This window comes from Nocardia niwae NBRC 108934 = DSM 45340, assembly GCF_001613465.1.
In the GTDB taxonomy this organism is placed as follows: Bacteria; Actinomycetota; Actinomycetes; order Mycobacteriales; family Mycobacteriaceae; genus Nocardia; species Nocardia niwae.
In genome coordinates, this window is sequence record NZ_BDCK01000027.1 from 205990 (window position 1) to 223002 (window position 17013).

Below are 17013 nucleotides of genomic sequence, written 5' to 3' on the forward strand. Positions count from 1 at the left end.
GTGCGGCGGTCGGCGGCGTCGATCATCTTCATGATCAGGGCCGGAGACGATATCGTCCCGGGTCAGGCGGATGTGGCTGCGGGGTATCCGTGTCGGCCTGGACTCGGGCGTCGGCGAAGCTGGTGTGCGCGCCGTCACCGGTGAATGCCCCGCGGGTCGTGTCCTTCGGCGTGAGGAGGGCCCCGGTCGAACGCGGACTAGCGATCCATGCGCGCCTTGGCGCGCACGATCGACTCGTCCAAATAGCGGGCGATGTCGGCGCTGGTGCCGGGACGGATCATCAAAGCCCGGTTCGCCGGGACCTCGCAGTAGCGGCCGTCGGATGTGTCGATCCAGCGGAGGCGGCCGGTGCGCAACGGTTCGGCGTTGCGCGGGCCCAGCAGCACTACCGCGGTGCCGCGGGTGGTGCACGACTGCCGCCAGAAACGCCGGTAGCGTTCCTTGGCCTGGCTGGCCGGCGCGTTCCCGAGCAAGTCGGGGCGATCGTCGTTGAGATCGTCGAGCAGAAAGCTCTTCTCGCCGACAGTCCCGGCCGCGGTGTCCGGTAGCAAGCGTACGACTTCGGTGGCGAGCTGGTCGGTTCGGTAACGCCGCAGCAGGACTCGCCCGCCGTCCGGTGCCGGAGACTGCGCGGCGAGTACACCGGAGCCGCCGCGTGTCGCGCACGCGACGATGCGCAGTTCGACGCCCTCGTGCGTGTTGTCGTAGCCGAAGAGTTCGATGCGCCAGTCGGGACCGGCCAGCGTGGCGATCGCGCTGCGCAACGGCAGCCGCTCGTCCCGGCCCAGCTCGGCACGGAACCGCCGCTGATACTCCTGGTACTCGTGCAGACCGGGGAACCGGCTGGTGAACCGGAACGGGAACGGCATGCGATCCTGTCCGGTCCCGAACCACGCCGCGGCGAACTGTTCGGCCGACAGCGACCACTGCGCCGTCATTTCTCGCCCAGTGCGGGCGGCACGGTCGGCTGCACCTCGCCGAGCAACTCCTTCGCGTGTTCCTCGGTGCGCAGGTATTTCGGCGACTTGTGCTCGTCGTCGTCCGTGCGTCTACCGCGCAGCCCCGGTGGGACCATGCCCGAATAGCCCGAGCCGCTCGGCGCCGACGGACGTCCCGGCGCCGTGGATTGGGGATTCGCCGCCGCCGGGGCGGTGGGCTGAGCGGGACGCGACGTGCCCGATCGCGCCTCGTCGTCCGCGGCGCTGGGAGTTCCGGCCGCCCCCGGCGTGCCCGGCCGGGCCTGCGCGCTGTTCGGCCTGCTGTCGTACGAGGCGGGGATGACGGTGGCGGGTGTGCCCGCGGGCGTCGTCGTGGGGACGAATGGCGTAGCCGAAGTCGTCGTCTGTGTCCTCGTGGTGGATGCCGGTGTGGTCGCGGGGGTGTCCTGACTCGGCGAAACAGCCTGTGACGTCGTGGTTTCCGAGGTGCTCTCCGCTGTCGGCTGCGTCGGCTCGTCCGGGGTGCCCTCCTCGCCTCCCTCGCCGGGTGAGGCGGTGCCTTCGGGTGAAGGCTTGCCACCGGCGGAAGGGGTATCGGCAGGGCGGGCGCCGTCCACCGGCTGCGATCCGACGACGCTCGGGTTCACTTCCGTCTCGGTGCTCGTCCCGGCACCCGCCGGCGGCGCGGCGGCGGGGCTGACCGGCGGTGGCAGCGTGGGGATGGCGGGGGCGGTGGCCCCGTACGGCTGGATGTACTGGGTGTTCATCTCGTCGCGGGCCTGCTCTTCCCGCGAGTTGCGCTGTTCCGGATTCGCCGCGCCGGTCGAGGTGTCCACCAGTTCCGGCACCGACGATTTGAACTTGGATGCCGCGTTCGCCGCCGCCGACAGCGGCAGACTCTGCGCGCTCAGGGCCTCGCCGAGTTCGCCGACCCGCGCGGCGTAGTCGCGCACGCCGCCGACCGCGCTTTCGGCCGCCGCGCCCTCCCAATGGTGCTCCACCGCTTTCTTGACGGCGTCCTCGAAGCGCTGCCCCGCGTTCGTGACCGTCGCCGCGATGGCCGACCATGCGGCGAACGCACCGTCGAGCCCGGCCGGATTCATCGCGTCGGCCGCCTGCTTGATCTCGGCGTGCGAGAAGCTCTGCGCGTTCTCCGGATTGGTGATCGCGTGGCCGTCGGTTTGTCTCATGATCGCTTCCCCCGGTGTTCAGCTGCCCGCGGGCAGCAGCGGTGCGACTGCGCTGGCGATATCGGTGGCGATATCGCAAGCGACAAGGTGCTTGTTCGTCGACGTCTGCGGCACGTTCGTCAGGATGTAGAGCGAGCCGGACCTCATCTCGACGTTGATCGTGCAGCCGCCGGGGACGTCGGGACGGGCTTCGTAGCGCACGGCTTTCCGATTGCCTGCCGGAATGTCCACGGCGGAGGGGTATTTGCTGCGCACCTGGTCGAGGGTGCCGTTGGTGGTCTCGATGACGAATCCGTACCCGTCTCGCGCGACGTAGCGGCAGCCTTTCCAGTTCATGCCGCCTTGGCTGTCCTGTCGGGCTTCCGGTGGTCGCGAGTCCCACTGGCGCTCCGCGAGGAACTGTGGCGTAAGAGCGGTGCAGGGATCGAACGCTGGCTGGGCGTTCGCCCCCGACGGGGTGCTCGGGCCGGAACCGGTCGCGCCGGGGGTCGACGTCGCCGACTCCCTCGGCGTCGTCTCGTCGCCGCATCCGGCGAGCAGGACCAGTCCTGCTGCTCCGGCGACGAAGCCGGTTGTCCGAAAACCTGTGCCGGCCTTCATACGCTGAGCTCCCGCATCGCCGCCGCGAATTCCGTATCGGTCCGAACGTAGTCATCGCGGATGGCTTGGAACAGGGACCGGATTTCCTGCGCCACGCAGATGTACTCGGTCAGCGCGTCGAATGCGTTGTTCGGACCGCCGAAGGCCTTCTCCCGGAACAGGCGCACCAGTTCGACGGCGGAGGTCAGCTTGGGATTGTCCTCGCCCAGACCCCAGTGCTCCCGCTCACCCAGTTCGCGCGCGTCGGTCTGGGCTGCCACGAGCGCATCGATCAGCTCCCCGCACGCCTGGTCGATATCCACGAACCCTTGCGGGTCCATCCGCACCCGCAAGGCCCCGGTTTTCGCAGCCTCGATATACCCGGGAAACGAGCTGTCCGCCATCGCCGCCTCTTCCGTCAGTGCCGTCTGACCTTATAGACGCGCCCCGCCGCACTCCGGTTCCATCGAAATACAACCGGTTTCGCGGAGCGCCTTGTCGCGTCGGCCGTGATCGCCGGTGCGGCGGTTTCGAGCTGGGATGTTGTGCCGAATCGCGGCGGATGCGCGCGGTCCGGGGGCTGTCAAGGCGGCTGACGGACGGTCAGCGCGGATCAGCGGGCGCCGACCAGCGCGGGGTAGTCCTGCAAATCGATGTCGTTGGCGGCGTTGTCGCCGTATTTCGTCATCAGCGCGAACATGCGGGATTCGAGGAACCAGTTGCGCATCTTGATGCCGCGCGGGGTCTTCGGCGCCAGGAAACGACCGGCGTTGCTGTTGCCCGCGATCTTCGCGTAGCGCTTCATCATCTCGTCGTAGCGGGCGAAGGCGACCGTGTGATCCCCGTCGGCCAAGGCCAGTTCGCCCGCGATGACGTATGCGCCCACCACGGCGAGCCCGGTGCCGAAGCCGCCCAGCGTGTTCCCGTACCCCGAGTCGCCGACCAGCGCGACTCGACCCTTGGTGTATCCGTCCGGCATTTCGACCTGACTGATCGAGTCCATGTAGAAATCCTCGAATTCGCCGAGTTCGGCGAGCATCCGCGGCACCTCCCAGCCGACCCCGTCGAAGGTCTCGGCGAGGATGCGCCGCTGAGCCGCGCTGTCGTCGCGGGCGTAGTCCAGCTCGGGAGCGGCGAACATGTACATCTGCTGTGCTTTCGGGCCGCCGCTGATCGCGAGTCGTCCAGGCGCGTTGTGGCCGTGCGCGACCACCCGTTCGCGTGGCCCGGTGGTCTTGCCGTTCCACGGGCTAGCGCCCGCGACGGCGTAGTAGTAGCCCAGGTGTTTCACGAAGTCGCGCTCGGGACCGAAGGCCAGTCTGCGGACCCGCGAGTGGATGCCGTCGGCGCCGAACACGAGGTCGAAGGTCCGGGCGGGTGCGTGCTCGAACTCGACGTGCACGCCGGCCTCGGTCTCGGTGAGCGCGGTGATCGAATCGCCGAACAGGTATTCACAGTGGTCGGCCGTGCGCCGGTAGATGATCTCGGACAAGTCGCCGCGCAGGATCTCGACGTCGCCACCGGTGAATTCCCCCGACATCAGCGCCAGCCGTGCGCCCCGCTCGTCCACGAAGACGGTGTCGGTGGTGCCGGTCCTGCGCTGCTCGATGTCGTACACGATGTTCATTCGTTCCAGCACGGTGCGGTGGGTGCGGCCCTTGAAGTCGATCGCCTGACCGCCGGGGCGCAATGCCGGAGCGCGCTCGACGACGGTGACCGCGAACCGGTAACGGTGCAGCCAGTAAGCCAGCGCGGGTCCGGCGATGCTCGCGCCGGAGATGAGAACGGTGGTGTTGCGCATGGAGATCTCCTCGATCCGAAATCTGTGTCCAATGGAAACTGTATCTGATGGACGCTGATTAGCGTATGGTAGACACAGTTTTGGGTCAAGACGTTCTCGGGAAGGATTTCGGGCATGCCGACACCGACCGCACTCGAGCTGCTCTGGGGCACAGGTCAGCGCCCCAAACGGGGTCCGAAACCAGCGCTCTCACTCGAACGGATCGTCGGGGAGGCCATCGCCATCGCCGACGCCGAAGGGCTGGCGAACCTGTCCATGCAGCGGCTGGCCGAGCGACTGGGTTTCACGAAGATGTCGCTGTATCGCTACGTGCCGGGCAAGGCCGAACTCGTCGCGCTGATGCTGGACACGGCTCTGGGCACGCCGCCGGAGTTGCGCACCGCCACGGATTTCCCCGAGGACGGCTGGCGCGACCTGCTGGGCGTGTGGTGCGAGACGATCTACGAACGCTTCTGTGCCCACCCCTGGTCGCTGGAGGCGACGGTGGGCATGCGGCCGATCGGCCCGAACGAACTGGCCTGGATGGAAGCCGCGCTGGGCGCGCTCGCCGGGACCGGGCTCACCACCGCCGAACGCCTGGACACCATCGTCCTGCTGACCGGGCACGCCCGCGGCCTGGCACAGCAGGTGCGAACGATGGACGCGGACGAGTTCGAGAAGCAGATCGCGGGACAGTTCGCCGAAATGGTGGCCGCCGCGGCCGATCGATACCCGGCCTCGGCGGCGGCTTTCGCCGAGGAAGGCGCGGTCGCGGGCGGAGCGGGTGCGCTGAAATTCGGCATCGGGCGGATTCTCGACGGACTGGCCGTGCTCATCGCGCGCCGCCGGTGACCGGCGCGGCCTACGCTCGGACCATGACCGACGAACCCGACCTGGCACAGGACGCGATCACCACCGTGCGGGAGTTCTTCGCCGCGCTCGCGCTGGGCGCGTCCGAGGAGGCGATCGACCTGTTGCACCCGGACATCGTCTGGAAGAACACCTCGCTGCCCGACGTGCGAGGCATCCAGCGGGTCGGCGGCGTGCTGCGCGGTCTACGCCGCGACTGGCTCGGCTTCGGGGTGGATGTGCACCACATCGCCGCCGACGGCGACATCGTGCTCACCGACCGCACCGACTACCTGCGCTTCGGGCCGGTGCGCGTCGGGTTCTGGGTGACCGGCACGTTCGAACTGCGCGAGGGCCGAATCATCCTGTGGCACGACCACTTCAGCTGGGGGAACGTCCTGCGCGGCACAGCCGCCGGTCTCTGGCGTGCGGCGCCCGGCCGTCGCTGACCCGGCCTCAGGAGTGCTGGGCGAGGTAGTCCAGATAGACCGGCCGCAACACCTCGGCGACCGCGCCGTCACCCGCGTGGACATAGTCGTCGAGCATGGGCAGCACGTACTTGATGTCCGCCTCGCTCTCGCCGACATTGCCCGCGGCGGCCTCCGCCGCCGGGATCGACGTGAGCAGCCGCCACAGGAACTTCACATCACCACGTCGCACGGCGAGCTTCATCGCCCGGTCGTGCAGTTCCTTCGACGACAGTTTCTCCAAATCCTCGTTTCCGGACATACCTGCGACTCTATCCGCCGAATCGGCCGGCAGCGACGGCGTGGCGAATCCCGGGGCCGCTCGCACGCCGTGCTGCGATGACTGCCATGACCCAGCAACCGCGGCCCGGCTTCCATGTCAAACGCGTCTACGACGAACCCGACCCCGAAGACGGCACCCGGGTGCTCGTCGACCGGTTGTGGCCGAGGGGCATCACCAAAGCGCAAGCGCGGGTCGATCGCTGGCCCGAAGCGCTCACTCCGTCCACCGAGTTGCGGCGCTGGTTCCATGCCGATCGGGACGCGCGGGGCCCGGAATTCGCCCGGCGCTACCGCGCCGAACTCGCGGTGCCGGAGGTTCAGGCAGATTTGCGGGATTTGCGCGCTCTGGCCGCCGAAGGTTCGGTCACATTGCTCACGGCCGTACAGGATCCGGCGCGCAGCCATGTTCCGGTGTTGCTCGAACTGCTCCGTCGAGCGCTCGCGACATGCGGGTTTACGACAAATTCACGGACACGCCTCCCAGTCCCTGAGCGCGGACCCGGGAGTCGGAGGTAGCGTCGAGTGTGCGGGCCGCGGCGGTGTGGCTCGTACGGGAGGTCCTGGCCGTGACTGAGCTACTCAGTACGAGGGGGCCGGTACCCGGCCCTCGTGGCGCCTGACGGCGACGTCGGGTCCATCAGGACGGACCGGTCCAGCGAGATCGTTCGTGCGACTGCCGCGCGAACACAGAGGAGCCCACCGTGACTGCTGCACGCTCCGTTTCCGCTCCCTCGGCGAACTCCAGCTCCGCGAAAGGCGGAGCCGCCGCGAAGGGGGCCCGCCCCTCGCAATCAGCCGGCAAAACCTTCGTCATCGACACGTCCGTCCTGCTGTCGGATCCCTGGTCCTTCACGCGGTTCGGTGAGCACGACGTGGTGTTACCCCTGGTGGTCATCAGTGAACTCGAAGCCAAACGGCACCATCACGAACTGGGCTGGTTCGCGCGCGAAGCCCTGCGTAACCTGGACGATCTGCGCTTGCAGCACGGCAGGCTGGATCAGCAGGTGCCGATCGGCGCCGAGGGCGGAACGCTGCAGGTGGAACTGAACCACACCGATCCCGCGGTCCTTCCGGTCGGCTTCCGCACCGACACCAACGACTCCCGGATCCTGGCCTGTGCGCTCAACCTCGCGGCCGAGGGCCGCGAAGTGGTGTTGGTGTCCAAGGACATTCCGCTGCGGGTCAAGGCGAGCGCGGTCGGCCTGCACGCCGACGAGTACCACGCCCAGGACGTGGTGACCTCGGGCTGGTCCGGCATGGTGGAACTCGATGTCAGCACGGCGCGCATCGATCAGCTCTACGCCGAGTCGGTGATCGACCTCGACGAAGCGCGAGAGCTGCCCTGCCACACCGGCATCCGGCTGCTCGGCGTCAGTTCGAGTGCGCTGGGCCGGGTCACGCCGGACAAGCGGGTGCAGCTGGTGCGCGAGCGCGAGGCGTTCGGGCTGCACGGCCGTTCCGCCGAGCAGCGCATAGCGCTCGACCTGCTGCTGGACGAGAGCGTCGGCATCGTCTCGCTGGGTGGCCGGGCGGGTACCGGCAAGTCGGCGCTCGCGTTGACCGCGGGTCTGGAGGCGGTGCTGGAACGGCGGACGCAACGCAAGGTGGTGGTCTTCCGTCCGCTCTACGCGGTGGGTGGCCAGGAACTGGGCTATCTGCCCGGTACCGAGAGCGAGAAGATGGGCCCATGGGCCCAGGCGGTCTTCGACACCCTCGACGGGCTGGCCAGCCGCGAGGTGATGGAGGAGGTGCTCAGCCGCGACATGCTGGAGGTGCTGCCGCTGACCCACATTCGCGGGCGGTCGCTGCACGACTCCTTCGTGATCGTGGACGAAGCCCAGTCACTGGAGCGCAACGTGCTGCTCACGGTGCTCAGCCGACTGGGAACCGGTTCGCGGGTGGTGCTCACCCACGACGTGGCACAGCGCGACAATCTGCGTGTCGGCAGGCACGACGGTGTCGCGGCGGTGGTCGAGAAGCTCAAGGGTCACCCGCTTTTCGCGCACATCACGCTGACCCGCAGCGAGCGCTCGCCGATCGCGGCGCTGGTCACCGAGATGCTGGAGGAGTACGGGCCCAACGCCTGACCCCGCAGTGCCGTCCATCGCTGTGTTTCACGGCATATCCGGTGGGTATCACCCGCCGCGATAGCTGTTCGGTATGACCCGGTGACCGCCCGTCGGTCACCGGGTCATTGCCTGACAATCGGCCGAGGCTACCCGTGGCGCCGTCACGGAGTCCGTGGTGTGCCGGTAGCCCACAGCGAGAGGATGGACATGCACCACTTCGCTCGACGAACGGCTGGATTCACCGCGGTGCTCGCCGCGGCAGGGCTGGTCCTGGCAGGCTGCGGCGACGATGACGACACCGGCGACAGCGCCAAGACCGGCATGGCCAGTATGACCGGCATGGTCACCTCGATGGTCAGCCCCGGCAGCGCCACCGGGAGCCCCACCCGCACCGGGGAGGAGCCGACGGGCACCACGGGGGCCACGGCCACCACTGGGGCGAGCGCCGAGGGCACCAAGATCGCCACGCCGAACGGCGAGATCAGCGTCGACGGCGACATCTACGAGAAGTACACGCAGCTCGGTGGCCCGACCGGCACGCTCGGCCTCCCGCTGGAAGCAGAGGAGAAGGGTCCCGACGACGGGGAATACCAGGACTTCGCGGGCGGCACGATCTACGAGGCCAAGGACGGCGAGCCGTACGTCGTCTGGGGCGAGATCCGCAAGGCATGGGAAGACAACGGCGGCGCACAGGGAAAGCTCGGTTACCCGGTCAGCGACGAGAAGGACATCCCCGGCGGTAAGCAGAGCGATTTCACCGGCGGCACCATCACCTGGGTGGACGGTACGATCACCGTCACGCCGAAGTCGTAATCTGGGTATGCGGCGTCCGGGGTCGCGGTGCGGTCCCGGTTGCCTGTGAATCCCATCCATCCGTTCCCGCTCCGCGGGCCAAGCCGCTAGGTTGTCTCGGTGCAAACTCTCCTGACCGATCGCGAATTGCTCGAATCGCTCGCGGTGGACGTAGAACTGCTGCTGCGTAAGCATGTCGATGTCGCCGACGGGTGGCAGCCTCACGACTTGGTGCCGTGGGACGACGGGCGCAACTTCGCCTTCCTCGGCGGTAGCGACTGGACGCCGGAGCAGTCCGAGCTCGGCGAAACCGCCAAACTGGCGTTGACCGTCTCGGTGCTGATCGCCGACAACCTGCCCTCGTATCACCGCGAGATCGGCAAATACCTGCGCACCGGTGCGTGGTGGCGCTGGGTCGGCCGCTGGACGGCCGAGGAGAACCGCCACGAGATCACCATTCGCAACTACCTCATGGTCACCAGGGCCGTCGACCCGGTGGAGCTGGAGCGGTTGCGTATGGAGCACATGACCAAGGGCTTCCGCCGCCCGGCGATGCACCTGCTCGACGTGCTGGCCAACTGCGCGTTCGAGGAGGCCGCCAGCGCCGTGCGGCATCGCAACACCGCCGCGCTCGGTGAGAATCCCCTGGTCACCGCCATCGCCGAGCGGATCGCGCTGGACGACGAACTGCAGTCGGTGTTCTTCGCCGACCTGATCGCCGCCGCGCTCGATCTGGTGCCCGACCAGACCATGCGGGCCATCGCCGACCGGGTCGCCGGCTTCGAGGTCCCCACGGTGGCGCTGCCGGACGGCCGCAGCAGCGACGCGGTGCTCGCCGAGGCGGGCATCTACGACCGTGCCAAGGAGGGGGAACTGGTCTTCGCCCCCTTGCTGCGGCGGTGGAACGTCTTCACCCGGACCGATTTCGGTCCGGAGGGGGAGGCGGCGCGCGACGAACTCGCGCACCTGCGCGGCTGACCTGCCCATAGGTTCCGCCGCGTTGCGCGGGCAGGCCGCCCGGTCCGAGATCGCAATATTGGAAACGAACGCCACCTCGGTAGCCGAGGTGGCGTTCGTTTCGGCCCGGCTTCCCGGCGGCCGATGACGCTCGTCGTTCGTGGTGATCGACCGGGCGTGCGGCCTCGTCAGTGCTGGTCTTCCACCTTCGCCATGGCCAGGACGTCGAGGCGGCGGTCGAGTTCCTCCTCGGTCAGTTTCTCGCCCAGCAGCCCGCGGTCGATGACGGTCTGGCGGATGGTCTTCTTCTCCTTCAGCGCCTCCTTCGCCACGGCGGCCGCCTCCTCGTAGCCGATCGCCGAGTTCAGCGGCGTCACGATCGACGGGGAGGACTCGGCGAGCGTGCGCAGATGCTCGACATTGGCGATCAGGCCGCGCACGCACTTGTCGGCGAACAGGCGGGAGACGTTGGCCAGCAGGCGAATCGACTCCAGCAGGTTGCGCGCCATCACCGGGATGTACACGTTCAGTTCGAACGCGCCGTTCGCGCCCGCGAAGGCGACCGCGGCGTCGTTGCCGATCACCTGCGCGCCGACCTGGGTCACCGCCTCGGGGAGCACCGGGTTCACTTTGCCGGGCATGATCGAGCTGCCCGGCTGCAGATCCGGCAGCTGGATCTCGGCCAGACCGGTGAGCGGGCCCGAGCCCATCCAGCGGATGTCGTTGGCGATCTTGGTCAGGCTCACCGCGATCGTGCGGAGCGCGCCGGACGCCTCGACCAGGCCGTCCCGCGCGGCCTGCGCCTCGAAGTGATCCTCGGCCTCGCGCAGCGCGTCGATGCCGGTGGCGCGAACCAGTTCCGCGACGACCTTCGCGCCGAAGCCCTCCGGCGCGTTCAGGCCGGTGCCGACCGCCGTTCCGCCGATCGGCAGTTCACCCAGCCGGGGCAGCGTCGCCATGATGCGGTCGATGCCCGCGGCGACCTGGCGGGTGTAGCCGCCGAATTCCTGGCCGAGCGTCACCGGGACGGCGTCCATCAGGTGGGTGCGGCCGGACTTCACCACGGTCCGCCATTCCGCCGACTTGTCCAGCAGCGCCAGTCGCAGATGCTCCAGCGCGGGAACCAGATCTGTGATGACCGCTTCGGTGGCGGCGAGATGCGTTGCGGTGGGGAAGGTGTCGTTGGACGACTGGGACATGTTCACGTCGTCGTTCGGATGGACGGTGACGCCCTTCGCCTTGGCCAGCGAGGCGATCACCTCGTTGGCGTTCATGTTCGAGCTGGTGCCGGAACCGGTTTGGAAGACGTCGATCGGGAACTGGTCGTCGTGCCTGCCCTCGGCGATCTCGTTCGCCGCCGCGATGACGGCATCGGCCTTCGCGGGATCGAGCAGACCCAGATCGCGGTTCACCGTGGCGCACGCGGCCTTCAGCAGGCCGAGCGCGCGAATCTGCGCCCGTTCCAAGCCGCGTCCGCTGATCGGGAAGTTCTCCACGGCCCGCTGGGTCTGCGCCCGCCACAAAGCGTCCACCGGAACACGGACTTCGCCCATGGTGTCGTGCTCGATGCGGTACTGCGTCTCCTCGCTCATGATCCCGACCCTATGCCGCAGCCGCCTCCCATGGGGCAGCCACGCCTGAGGTCATTCGCACACCTCGGCCGGCCTTCGCCGGGAATACGAACCGTTGGCTCGAGCGCCCGCGCCCCATGGCCCGAAGCTGCGCTCGCGCCACGAACAAGCGCGGGTACACCTACCGCTCGCCATCTGATCGCTATTTCCCCTGCGGTACCACCGACCCCAGCTCTCGGTCTCGAGCGAAGCGAGACCGAGCATGCGCCGGTCGCGGCCCGGCTCGCGTTTGCGCGGCCACCGCGTCCGCGAGAAGTCGCCAGCGGTGGCCGCGCAAACGCGAGCCATGAAGGGGCAGCGAACACCAGCGCCGAAGGCGCTGCAAGATTACGGCAGCGGCGGGACCGCGTGTTCGTCGCCGATGAAATCGACCGAGGAGTATTCGCGCAGCTTGGTCAGGCGGTGGTAGGCGTCGATCATGCGGACCGTGCCGGACTTCGAGCGCATGACGATCGACTGGGTGGACGCGCCGCCGCCGTAGTAGCGCACGCCGCGCAGCAGGTCGCCGTCGGTCACCCCGGTGGCGCAGAAGAAGACGTTCTCGCCGGAGACGAGGTCCTCGGTGGTCAGCACGCGGTCGAGGTCGTGGCCCGCGTCGATGGCCTTCTGCCGCTCCTCGTCGTCCTTCGGCGCGAGCATGCCCTGCAGCTCACCGCCCATACAGCGCATCGCGGCGGCGGCGATGATGCCCTCGGGGGTGCCGCCGATGCCGACCAGGATGTCGGTGCCGGAGTCGGGACGGGCCGCCGCGATCGCGCCCGCGACGTCGCCGTCGGAGATCAGGCGGATGCGGGCGCCCGCGTCGCGCACCTGCTGGATCAGCTCGGCGTGCCGGGGACGGTCCAGGATGCAGACGGTCAGGTCGGACTTCGCGGAGTTCTTCGCCTTGGCGACCCGGCTGATGTTCTCGCCGATCGGGGCGGAGATATCGATCACGTGGGCCGCGTCGGGGCCGACGGCGATCTTGTGCATGTAGAACACCGCGGAGGGGTCGAACATGGCGCCGCGCTCGGCGACCGCGAGCACCGAGATCGCCCCGGGCACGCCCTTGGACATCAGCGTGGTGCCGTCGATCGGATCCACCGCGAAGTCCACTTCGGGCCCGGTTCCGTCGCCGACGGCCTCGCCGTTGTACAGCATGGGCGCCTCGTCCTTCTCGCCCTCGCCGATCACGACGATGCCGCGCATGGACACCGAGCTGACCAGCTGCCGCATGGCGTCGACGGCGGCGCCGTCGCCCCCCTCCTTGTCGCCGCGTCCGACCCACCGGCCCGCGGCCATCGCCCCGGCCTCGGTCACGCGGACCAGCTCGAGTGCGAGGTTGCGGTCGGGCGCCTCGCGGCGGCTAGGTGTGGGAGAAGTTGCCGTCATTGCGGGGTGCCTCCTGTGCGTCGGTACGTACCGGTCAATTGTCTCATTCGATGTGGCACGGCCGTACACCCCTGCTCGAGGTGTCGGGGTGCGCGGGGCGGTGCCGCCGCGCGAGTGGATACTGGGAGCGTGTCGTATCAAAAGCCGCGCATCCTGAACGACTACCGGGATCTGTTCTGGTCGCTGATCCCGTTGGTCCTGATCGCGCTGGTGTTCGCGGGGCTGGCCAGCCAGTGTAGTTTCGCCGCGAACGGTCCGACGCAGGGTCAGATCCCGCACTTCGACGCGCGGGCGGCGCTCACCGCCGACGCTCGTTCCCTGCCGTTCCCGATCCGCAACCCGGATCTGCCCGCGGACTGGACGCCGAATTCGGGTAGTCGCGAGTCCATCGGCGGCACCGGCGGCGGACCGGTCAGCACGGTCGGTTACATCACGCCGCAGGGCACCTACATGCGGTTCAGCCAGAGCAGCGCGACCGAGGAAGCGCTGGGCCGTTTCGTGCTCGGCTCCCGGTACGCCGGCGGTACCGAGCAGGTCGGCGCGCAGAAGTGGGTCGTCTACGCCGAGCAGGGCTCGGAGACCGCCTGGATCACCGATCTCGGCCAGTCCCGCGTGCTGATCACCGGCGCGGGCAACCAAGCGGCGTTCACCACGCTCGCGCAGGCGATCGCCGCCGCCCAGCCACTGAAGCCCTGAACCACGCTTGCGTCCGGCCGCGCGCGACCGTTAGGTTTGCCGCGGTACGAGACACGTGCCGAACCGGATCTCGGAGGTCGATGAATATGGCTGTCGCCGGCTGTATTCCGCATGCCCTCAACCGGTTCGCGCGCCACTGATACTTCCGCAGACGCGTCGACGCGAACCGGTCTTCTTCTCGTTGACCAGGAGTGTCACGTGTCTGTTTCCCTTTCCTCCGATCTGCTCACCGACCGATTGATCCTGCGGTCCTGGACCGCCGCCGCGGCCGCCGCCGTGCTCGACGAGGGGCGGCACGCCGCGTGGGCGGCGGATTTCCCCGCCGAGGGTGATCGCGTCATCGCCGGTCTGCTCCCCGCGCGTCCGCACTGGCTCGGGCCGTACGGGCACCGGCTCGTCGTGGAGCGTGACAGTCGGCTCGTCGTCGGATCGATCGGGCTGTTCTGGCCGCCCGCCGACGGTGAACTGGAGATCGGCTACGGCATCGTCGCCTCGCGTCGCGGCCGCGGCTACGCCACCGAGGCCACCGTCGCGTTGACGGCGCACGCGTTCACCGCGCCCGGCGTACGCGTGGTTCGCGCCGAGGTGGAACTGTCCAATCCGCCCTCGGTACGTGTGCTGGAAAAAGCTGGATTCGAGCAGGTGAGCAGCGCGGACGGCATCGCGCGCTTCCGCGTCACATCGCGCTGACGGCGCTCCCGGGGACCGTCGTCAGCGGTGGCTCACCACATTGACGACGGTCCCGCTCGGGTCGCGCACGAAGAAGCGGCGCACGCCCCACGGTTCGTCGCGCAAGGGGTAGACGATCTCGGCCCCGGCGGCGGTTACCGCCGCGTGCACGGCGTCGACGTCGTCCACCTCCACGCTGATGTCCGGCTGGAGTTGTCCGGCGTCGGGGCCGACGAGCAGGACCTGGGCGCTCGGGTTGGACGGCGAGGCCATCGTCACGACCCAGCCCAGGTCCATCGCCTCCTCGAAGCCGAGCAGCCGGTAGAACTCGCGGGCAGCGGGCAGGTCGGTGGTGCGGATGTCGGGCGTGGCGCGCCGGATCGTCATTTCATTCCCGCCGTTCCAGGTCGGTGCGGTGCAACGCGTCCTCGACGCGTTTGCGCGCACCCGCCAGGTGCTCTTCGCAGCGATTGGCCAGCGCCTCGCCGCGCTCCCACAGGGCCAGCGATTCGTCCAGGTCGAGGCCGCCTTGCTCGAGCATCTTGACCACGTTGACCAGTTCGTCGCGCGCGCGTTCGTAGCCGAAACCGGCGATCTCGGCCGCGTCGTCGGCCGGATCGGCTCCCGTCCCGTTCTTGTCCGTGGACTTGCCGGACTCGGCCAAGATCAGTTCCTCCCTGTGTCGGTGTTCCGCGCGCCGAGCGCCTGGGTGCCGAGCGCGGCGGCGGTGACGGCTCCGTCGGCGACCCGGATGCGCAGTTGGCTGCCCGCGGGCGCGTCCTCGATCGAGCGCACCACCTCCCGCTCCCGGCCGGTGACGCGCTGTACGACAGCGTAGCCACGGGCGAGCGTGGCGGCGGGGCCAACGGCGGTGAGTTTCTCGCGCAGGTGCCGTGCGGCGGTGGCTTCGGTGCGGATCAGCTGCTCGGTGGAGCGGTGCGCGGCCGTGCGCAGGTGATCGATGTCCTCCTGACGGCGATCGATCTCACGCAGCGGGTCGGCCAGCACGGGCCGCGAGCGCAGCTGGGTGAGCGCCCGGGTCTCCCGGTCGACCCACCCGCGCAGCGCGGCGGCGGTGCGTTCGCGCAGCTCACGGATGCAGGCCAGTTCGGCGGCGGCGTCCGGGACGATCCGCTTGGCGGCGTCGGTCGGGGTGGCCGCGCGCAGGTCGGCGACGAAATCGCTGAGCGGGTTGTCCGGCTCGTGGCCGATCGCGCTGACGATCGGCGTGGTGGCGGCCACGATGGCGCGGCACAGCGCCTCGTCGGAGAACGGCAGCAGGTCTTCCACACTGCCGCCGCCGCGCGCGAGCACGATCACCTCGACGGCCGGATGCCGATCCAATTCGGCCAGCGCCGTGAGCATCTGCGATACCGCGGCCGGTCCTTGCACGGCTGTGTTGCGAATTTCGAAACGCACTGCGGGCCAACGATTCCTGGCGACGCTCAGCACGTCGCGCTCGGCGGCGCTCGCACGTCCGGTGATCAGGCCGATGGTTCCGGGCAGGAACGGGATCGGGCGCTTGAGCCGGGGATCGAACAGGCCCTCGGCGGCCAGCAGCGCCTTCAGCCGTTCGATGCGCGCCAGCAGCTCGCCGATGCCGACGGGCCGGATCTCCAAGACGCGCAACGAGATCGTGCCGCGCCCGGTGAAGAAGGAGAGTTTGCCGTAGACGACCACCCGGCTGCCCTCTTGCAGGGGAACGGGGGAATTGCGGATGAGGTCCGGGTCGCAGGTCACCGACAGCGACATGTCGGCGGATGGGTCGCGCAGCACCAGAAACGCGGTGCGGGTGCCCGGACGGAGGTTGATCTGCGTGATCTGGCCCTCCACCCAGATGCTGCCGAGCCGGTCGATCCACTGGGCGACCTTGATGGACACCGAGCGCACCGGCCACGGGTGCTCGGCGGAGTTGGCCGGTGCGGCGGGTTGGCCGGAGGTCTCCCGGCCAGCCGCCGTCGGGGAGGGGGTCCGGGGTTCGGTCACTGGGCCCGCACAGTGGCGATCCGGTTCGTGAGCATGGTCACGAACGGCGCCCTGGCGCGGGTGTGCTGCTCGTACTCCAGCAGCGCGGTGAGGTCGTCGATCGTCAGCAGGCGCAGCCGGGCGCGCAGCTGAGCCAGGGTCATGTTGGCGTAGTCGTAGCGGACGGCGACTTCCGGCTCGGCGATGGCGGGGGCCTCCGCGACAGGGTCGGGGTCGGTGTCCGGGTCGGCCGGTTCCGGGTCGGGCTCCTCGGCCGGCGGCTCGGCGATCGTCGTCACCGAGGCGACGTGGCCGTTGGTCGAACCGGTGCGGGTGTCGTCGGCGGGGGAGTCCGGCGCGCGGAACGGTTCGGGATCGTCGGCGGTGTAGAGATCGAACCGACTGGCGCGGAGCGTGGTGGGGCTCGGGTCGTCGGCGATGTCCTCGTCGAATGTGGCCCACTCCGGCTGTTCGACCGGGCGGTTGGACAAGCGGTCGAAGACCGCGTCGCCCTTCAGCGCCAGACTCGTCACGAACTGCTGGACGTGCATCGTCGTCTGCAGCACCTGACTGATGGCCGTGATCGGGAAATTCATTGCCGCCGTGGGTAGGCGGCGCGATTCCTCGAGGGCGTATACGGCGGCTCCGGCGGCGACCCGGGCCAGAAAGGGTGGTCGAAACATGGTCCTAGCCTGCCCGAAATGGTGTGTCATGCAAAGAAGCCGTGCGCGCGGTTCGGATATTCGCCGGTTGCCGCGCGGCCGTTCGGCGGGAATTG

The 17013-nt window shown here is 69.0% G+C and carries 20 protein-coding genes; 8 read left to right on the forward strand and 12 right to left on the reverse strand.

The genetic code is table 11. The features are described from left to right. Positions 1–197: 197 nt before the first annotated feature. From NNI01S_RS19785 to NNI01S_RS19805, 5 genes are all read right to left on the reverse strand, one after another. Entirely contained in the window at positions 198–938 is a 741-nt protein-coding gene (locus NNI01S_RS19785) for an ESX secretion-associated protein EspG (RefSeq protein ID WP_063021574.1), read from the reverse strand. Beyond that, a complete protein-coding gene (locus tag NNI01S_RS19790) occupies positions 935–2128 on the reverse strand; it encodes a hypothetical protein (protein ID WP_063021575.1) in 1194 nt (397 codons plus the stop codon). Before NNI01S_RS19790 ends, NNI01S_RS19785 begins: the two co-directional genes overlap by 4 nt. Before the next feature lie 18 nt (positions 2129–2146). Next, positions 2147–2728, reverse strand: a complete 582-nt coding sequence (locus tag NNI01S_RS33685; protein WP_084489025.1) for a DUF3558 domain-containing protein — start codon at positions 2726–2728, stop codon at positions 2147–2149. After that, positions 2725–3111, reverse strand: coding sequence for a hypothetical protein (locus NNI01S_RS19800; RefSeq protein WP_157114867.1), 387 nt, complete (start codon positions 3109–3111; stop codon positions 2725–2727). The genes NNI01S_RS33685 and NNI01S_RS19800 overlap by 4 nt, the downstream gene beginning before the upstream one ends. Before the next feature lie 209 nt (positions 3112–3320). Next, positions 3321–4508, reverse strand: a complete 1188-nt coding sequence (locus tag NNI01S_RS19805) for an FAD-dependent monooxygenase (protein ID WP_063021578.1) — start codon at positions 4506–4508, stop codon at positions 3321–3323. A gap of 114 nt (positions 4509–4622) precedes the next feature. Between NNI01S_RS19805 and NNI01S_RS19810 the strand changes: the two genes are divergently transcribed. Both NNI01S_RS19810 and NNI01S_RS19815 read left to right on the forward strand, forming a co-directional pair. After that, complete coding sequence (locus NNI01S_RS19810) at positions 4623–5339, forward strand: TetR/AcrR family transcriptional regulator (RefSeq protein WP_063021579.1); 717 nt, start codon at positions 4623–4625, stop codon at positions 5337–5339. Between the two features lie 23 nt (positions 5340–5362). After that, positions 5363–5785, forward strand: coding sequence for a limonene-1,2-epoxide hydrolase family protein (locus tag NNI01S_RS19815; protein WP_063021631.1), 423 nt, complete (start codon positions 5363–5365; stop codon positions 5783–5785). A 7-nt stretch (positions 5786–5792) separates the two neighbouring features. Here NNI01S_RS19815 and NNI01S_RS19820 read toward each other — a convergent pair whose 3' ends face one another. After that, the gene (locus tag NNI01S_RS19820; protein ID WP_039800723.1) at positions 5793–6065 is read right to left on the reverse strand and encodes a hypothetical protein; all 273 of its coding nucleotides are present in this window, start codon (positions 6063–6065) and stop codon (positions 5793–5795) included. Positions 6066–6151: 86 nt separating this feature from the next. On the opposite strand from NNI01S_RS19820, the gene NNI01S_RS19825 reads away from it, so the two are divergent. From NNI01S_RS19825 to NNI01S_RS19840, 4 genes are all read left to right on the forward strand, one after another. Continuing rightward, positions 6152–6601, forward strand: coding sequence for a DUF488 domain-containing protein (locus NNI01S_RS19825; RefSeq protein WP_063917565.1), 450 nt, complete (start codon positions 6152–6154; stop codon positions 6599–6601). Between the two features lie 185 nt (positions 6602–6786). Beyond that, positions 6787–8172 (forward strand): RNA 5'-3' helicase PhoH2, encoded by a 1386-nt coding sequence (gene phoH2 / locus NNI01S_RS19830; RefSeq protein WP_063021580.1) that lies wholly within the window; start codon positions 6787–6789, stop codon positions 8170–8172. Between the two features lie 189 nt (positions 8173–8361). Beyond that, positions 8362–8967, forward strand: a complete 606-nt coding sequence (locus NNI01S_RS19835; RefSeq protein WP_063021632.1) for an LGFP repeat-containing protein — start codon at positions 8362–8364, stop codon at positions 8965–8967. 99 nt (positions 8968–9066) lie between these two features. Continuing rightward, positions 9067–9924 (forward strand): acyl-ACP desaturase, encoded by an 858-nt coding sequence (locus NNI01S_RS19840; protein ID WP_063021581.1) that lies wholly within the window; start codon positions 9067–9069, stop codon positions 9922–9924. A gap of 167 nt (positions 9925–10091) precedes the next feature. Here NNI01S_RS19840 and NNI01S_RS19845 read toward each other — a convergent pair whose 3' ends face one another. Both NNI01S_RS19845 and glpX read right to left on the reverse strand, forming a co-directional pair. After that, complete coding sequence (locus NNI01S_RS19845; RefSeq protein ID WP_063021582.1) at positions 10092–11495, reverse strand: class II fumarate hydratase; 1404 nt, start codon at positions 11493–11495, stop codon at positions 10092–10094. Between the two features lie 366 nt (positions 11496–11861). Continuing rightward, positions 11862–12905 carry a class II fructose-bisphosphatase gene (glpX, locus tag NNI01S_RS19850; RefSeq protein ID WP_063021583.1) on the reverse strand — a complete coding sequence of 348 codons (1044 nt, stop codon included), beginning with the start codon at positions 12903–12905 and terminating at the stop codon, positions 11862–11864. A 129-nt stretch (positions 12906–13034) separates the two neighbouring features. Between glpX and NNI01S_RS19855 the strand changes: the two genes are divergently transcribed. Both NNI01S_RS19855 and NNI01S_RS19860 read left to right on the forward strand, forming a co-directional pair. Further along, positions 13035–13601 carry a DUF4245 domain-containing protein gene (locus tag NNI01S_RS19855; protein ID WP_063021584.1) on the forward strand — a complete coding sequence of 189 codons (567 nt, stop codon included), beginning with the start codon at positions 13035–13037 and terminating at the stop codon, positions 13599–13601. Positions 13602–13799: 198 nt separating this feature from the next. Then, the gene (locus NNI01S_RS19860; RefSeq protein ID WP_063021585.1) at positions 13800–14291 is read left to right on the forward strand and encodes a GNAT family N-acetyltransferase; all 492 of its coding nucleotides are present in this window, start codon (positions 13800–13802) and stop codon (positions 14289–14291) included. Positions 14292–14312: 21 nt separating this feature from the next. Here the strand turns inward: NNI01S_RS19860 and NNI01S_RS19865 are convergent, their stop codons facing one another. The 4 genes from NNI01S_RS19865 to NNI01S_RS19880 are packed head-to-tail and all read right to left on the reverse strand — an operon-like array spanning position 14313 to position 16918. Beyond that, positions 14313–14657: a VOC family protein gene (locus NNI01S_RS19865; RefSeq protein WP_063021586.1), complete on the reverse strand. Its 345-nt coding sequence runs from the start codon at positions 14655–14657 to the stop codon at positions 14313–14315. 1 nt (position 14658) lies between these two features. Next, entirely contained in the window at positions 14659–14934 is a 276-nt protein-coding gene (locus NNI01S_RS19870) for an exodeoxyribonuclease VII small subunit (RefSeq protein WP_435825515.1), read from the reverse strand. Positions 14935–14936: 2 nt separating this feature from the next. Next, on the reverse strand, positions 14937–16256 hold the full coding sequence (xseA, locus tag NNI01S_RS19875; RefSeq protein WP_063021587.1) for an exodeoxyribonuclease VII large subunit: 1320 nt from the start codon (positions 16254–16256) through the stop codon (positions 14937–14939). Further along, the gene (locus NNI01S_RS19880) at positions 16253–16918 is read right to left on the reverse strand and encodes a lipid droplet-associated protein (protein WP_063021588.1); all 666 of its coding nucleotides are present in this window, start codon (positions 16916–16918) and stop codon (positions 16253–16255) included. Before NNI01S_RS19880 ends, xseA begins: the two co-directional genes overlap by 4 nt. Positions 16919–17013: the final 95 nt, after the last annotated feature.